Source organism: Vicinamibacteria bacterium, assembly GCA_035620555.1.
Classification (GTDB): Bacteria; Acidobacteriota; Vicinamibacteria; order Marinacidobacterales; family SMYC01; genus DASPGQ01.
Genome location: DASPGQ010000475.1, coordinates 1 through 4,055, shown reverse-complemented (window position 1 = coordinate 4,055; position 4,055 = coordinate 1). Strand labels below are relative to the sequence as shown.

Annotated in this window: 3 protein-coding genes; all 3 read left to right on the top strand. The window is 61.0% G+C overall.

The features are described from left to right. The coding region (locus tag VEK15_19125) for a polysaccharide biosynthesis/export family protein (GenBank protein HXV62819.1) at positions 1-998 on the top strand (998 nt) is incomplete at its 5' end. 186 nt (positions 999-1,184) lie between these two features. Beyond that, positions 1,185-2,720 carry a lipopolysaccharide biosynthesis protein gene (locus tag VEK15_19120; protein ID HXV62818.1) on the top strand — a complete coding sequence of 512 codons (1,536 nt, stop codon included), beginning with the start codon at positions 1,185-1,187 and terminating at the stop codon, positions 2,718-2,720. Continuing rightward, positions 2,717-4,055 (top strand): hypothetical protein (locus VEK15_19115; protein HXV62817.1); only part of this gene is annotated, 1,339 nt, incomplete at its 3' end. The genes VEK15_19120 and VEK15_19115, both read left to right, overlap by 4 nt.

Sequence of the window (4,055 nt, the reverse complement as noted above, 5' to 3'; positions counted from 1 at the left end):
GGTCGCAATCGTCCTCCCCCCGCACGATCGAGCGAGCTCCGAACCAGGAGAGCAGGCTCAAGCCGCTTTCGGGAAGATCTCAAATGAATGTCAACAGAGCAGTAACGTTCCTTACGTGCCTCACACTCTGGATGGGTATGGCCCCCGGCGCATTCTCGTCCCAGAGCAGTACCGCCTTCCCGTCCGAAGTCAGTATCGAACCGGGCGACATCGAGCCGGCCCTCTTCTTTGGAATCCCGCGCGGAGCTTCTGACGAGTACAAGCTCGGTCCCGAGGACGTCTTGGAAGTGACGGTGTTCGAGATGGGCCAATTCGACCGCACGGTGCGAGTCTCCGGAGACGGCAGCATCGATTTGCCGTTGATCGGATCCGTACGTGTGGGTGGATTCACCTCGGAACAAGCAGCCGCTCGCGTCGCCAACAAGCTCGGCGAGGAGTATGTTCAAAACCCGCAGGTCAGCGTCTTCGTCAAAGAGTTCAACTCGAGAAGGGTCTCGCTGCTCGGTGCCGTCGACAAACCCGCGACGTATCCATTGCTGGGAAGGCGAAGCCTCCTGCAGTTGCTCGCCGAAGCCGGAGGAGTCACCCCGGTGGCGGGAAAGGTCCTCTACGTCTTCCGCCAGGCCAATGATGGCCGCCGGGCGCGCCTCCTGATTCCACTCAAGGAGCTGCTGGTCGCGGGGGATCCACGTTGGGACATCTGGCTTCGACCGGGGGACGTGGTGAGCGTTCCTCCGCAGGAGTTCGTCGAGATTTCCGTACTGGGGGCCGTCGAACGGCCCGGTATATACGAGCTTCCCATCGAGGAAGCCTCGCTTCTGAAAGCATTGGCGAGAGCGCAATGGTTGAGTCCTCGGGGCTCGAAGAGCGGGATCGAGATCCAACGCTCGGGAGAAGTCGTGGGCAAATTCGACCTGAACGAGATCCTCTCTGGGAGAACAACCGACGTCCCGCTTCTAGACGGAGACGTCGTGCACGTCAAAGAGAGCTTTTTTTGACGCTGTCCCGGCTCGATTCACCTGTTTACGATCGGATATCGGGAGACACGGCACAGTTTTCAATGAGTTTCCATCGCAGGCGGAAATCGTCGGAACGGCGCTAGCTCCAAGCAGCTTTCCACGACGACCTGTACCGGTGCGCGAGAAACGCGACTTGCTCCACGCGATCCGGCGAGGATTTGCAATATGAGTTCCACGAGGGCACGAGGCAAGCTCACCGAGTCGACATTCCTGGGTTTTTTCTGGATGTCGTTGGGAACTGGAACGAAGTCCGTCCTCCAGCTCCTCTTCATCGTGGTCCTCGCGCGGCTTCTGACTCCAAAGGACTTCGGGATCGTATCCGCCGCGCTGGTCGTGGTCGGATTCAGTCAAATCTTCTCGCGACTCGGTGTCGGTCCGGCGATCGTGCAGCGGCCCGAGCTGGAGACGAGGCACCTTCGAACCGGCTTTACCTTGGCGACGATCTTCGGCGCATTGATGGCCTTGCTGATTTTCGGCTTCGCGCCACAGATTGCCCGGTTCTTCCAGATGCCGGAGCTCACCGCGATTGTCCGCTTGCTGTCGGTAGCCTTCCTCTTCGAAGGGATCGCCGCGGTTCCCGAATCCTTGATGCAGCGCGAGCTGCGCTTTCGTGATCTTGCCGCGGTGGAGCTCGGCGCGTTTTCGATCGGTTTCGGCGTCGTCGGCATCGTCACCGCTTTGCTGGGAATGGGGGTATGGGCTCTCGCCTCGGCAAATCTCGGCCAGACGTTGCTGCGCATGGTCTTGCTCTTGAGGGCTCGACCTCATCCGAAGCGACCGATGCTAGAACGCGACGCACTCAAAGATCTGATGTATTTCGGCGGCGGGTTCACAATGGGCCGAATCGGCAACTACATCGGCGGGCAAGGAGACTACATCGTCGTGGGCCGATGGCTCGGCGCCGAGGCATTGGGTATCTACAGTCGCGCTTATCAATTGATGGGCGCACAAGCCATGGCGTTCGGACGCGTTCTCGACAAAGTCCTTTTTCCGGCGATGGCAAAAGTTCAATCCGAGCCCCTCCGCCTCGCGACCGCTTATCGCCGAGGCGTAGCGGTCATCGCCCTGGTGATGTTCCCCACCGGCGTCTTCTTTCACAGTCTGGCGCCCGAGATCATCGAGCTCCTCCTCGGTCCGCAGTGGGATGCCGTCGTCGCCCCCTTCCAAATCTTTGCCCTGGGTCTGGTTTTTCGCACGAGCTACAAGATGAGTGACTCGATCGCCCGGGCTACGGGTGCGGTGTACGAGCGAGCCTGGCGGCAATGGGCCTACGCCATCCTGGTGACCGGTGGTGCCTTTGTCGGGCGAAACCACGGGGCGGAGGGAGTGGCCGTCTGCGTGATGGGAGCCATCCTCGTCAACTTTCTCCTGATGGCGCAGCTCAGTTTGAGGCTGGCCTCGATGAGCTGGAAATCGTTCCTCGCCGCCCATCTGCCCGCTTTGGCTCTTACGGCCATCGTGGGCTCCGAGACTTGGTTTCTTGCGGAAGCCCTCCGCGGCTGGGGTCTGGCACCCCTTCAACTGATCGTTGCCGTCACCGTCACCATGGTCACGACGCTCATCCTGTTACTGCGATTCGCACCTCGCACGGTACTCGGAGAGGACGGGGTCTGGATACTCAAGACACTGGCTTCGTACGTCCCGGCCTCGATGCGGCTGAACCCTATTCTGTGGCTCGTTAGAGAAGATAGAAGCTCATGACAAACACACAACAGAGAACGCAAACCCTCGAGGTGGCGCGGCGCGAGGATCGGCCGGTCGAGTGCCTGGCCGCTCTTCGTGCTTTGCTCGATGCTCTCGACCGGGAAGGGATCCGGTACTGCCATTGGAAAAGTAACGAGCACCTCGAGGCAGCTCTTCAAGGAAAGACCGACCTCGATATCCTCGTCGATCGGAGGTCGAGCCTCGCCCTGCGGCGCGTCCTCGGGGAAACGTCCTTCAAGCGATTCTGTCTCATTCCTCAACGCGCGTACCCTGCCATGGAGGATTACCTGGGTATGGACGAGGAGACCGGCAGCCTGATCCACGTGCATTTGCACCACCGGCTGACGATGGGTGAACGGCACTTGAAAGGATACAGGCTGCCCTGGGAGGAGCTCGTCCTATCGACGCGTCAGATCGAGCCGAAGGCGGGCGTCTATGTGTCGGAGCCATGCGTGGAGCTGCTGCTTCTCCTCGTTCGCGCGGTTCTGAAGATCCGTACCCGTGACCGCGTCATCGGATGGTTCCGAAAGAGACACTTGCCGGATAACTTTCTCCCCGAGTTTCATTGGCTCAAAGAGAGATGCCCGGCGGAACGTGTCTGCGCGCTGGCCAAGGATATGCTGGGTGAGGAATCGGGTCCCGCCATCGCTGAAATGCTGGCCCAGGGGCCGACCTTGCGCCGACTGGCGAAGCTCCGCCGCCTGACGAATCATCGGCTCTCCCGATACCGGAGTCAGGGTGCGCTCCTGGCGCGCCTGACTCGCTGGGGGCGCGAGATCTTCTTTCTCGCTGGCGGTGTCAACAAACGTTACCTGCACCTGCCTCTGGCCTTGACCCGGACAGTGCCCACCGGGGGCATCGTGATCGCCGTGGTCGGCTCCGATGGATCCGGAAAGTCGACCCTCTGCCGCGATCTTCGGAAATGGCTCTCCTGGAAACTCGGCGTGTTTCCCGTCTATTTCGGTAGCGGTGACGGGCCGAGCTCTCTGGTCCGATGGCCGCTCCTGGTGATTCACCGGCTACTCGCCGGTCGTCGGGCGACGTCCAAGAACCGGGCACCCTCGGATGCGAGTAAAGGGAAAGCGCGCGGATTGCGCCGATTCCGTCCGTTGTGGGCCCTGGTGCTCGCCTGGGAGAAGCGGCGCAAGCTGCGCAGCGCCTGGAGAGCTCGAAATCGGGGGTTGATCGTACTGTGCGATCGCTACCCACAGAACCAGGTTCTGGGTTTCAACGACGGGCCCCTTCTTTCGGAATGGAGGACGCATCCGTCCCGGATACTCCGTTCTCTCGCGAAATGGGAGGCGACGCCTTACGAGTGGGCCGAAGAGCAGC

What these genes read in the sequence shown, in the direction of transcription:
- VEK15_19120 (HXV62818.1), top strand. Translation starts at nt 1,185, where the DNA reads ATGAGTTCCACGAGGGCACGAGGCAAGCTCACCGAGTCGACATTCCTG.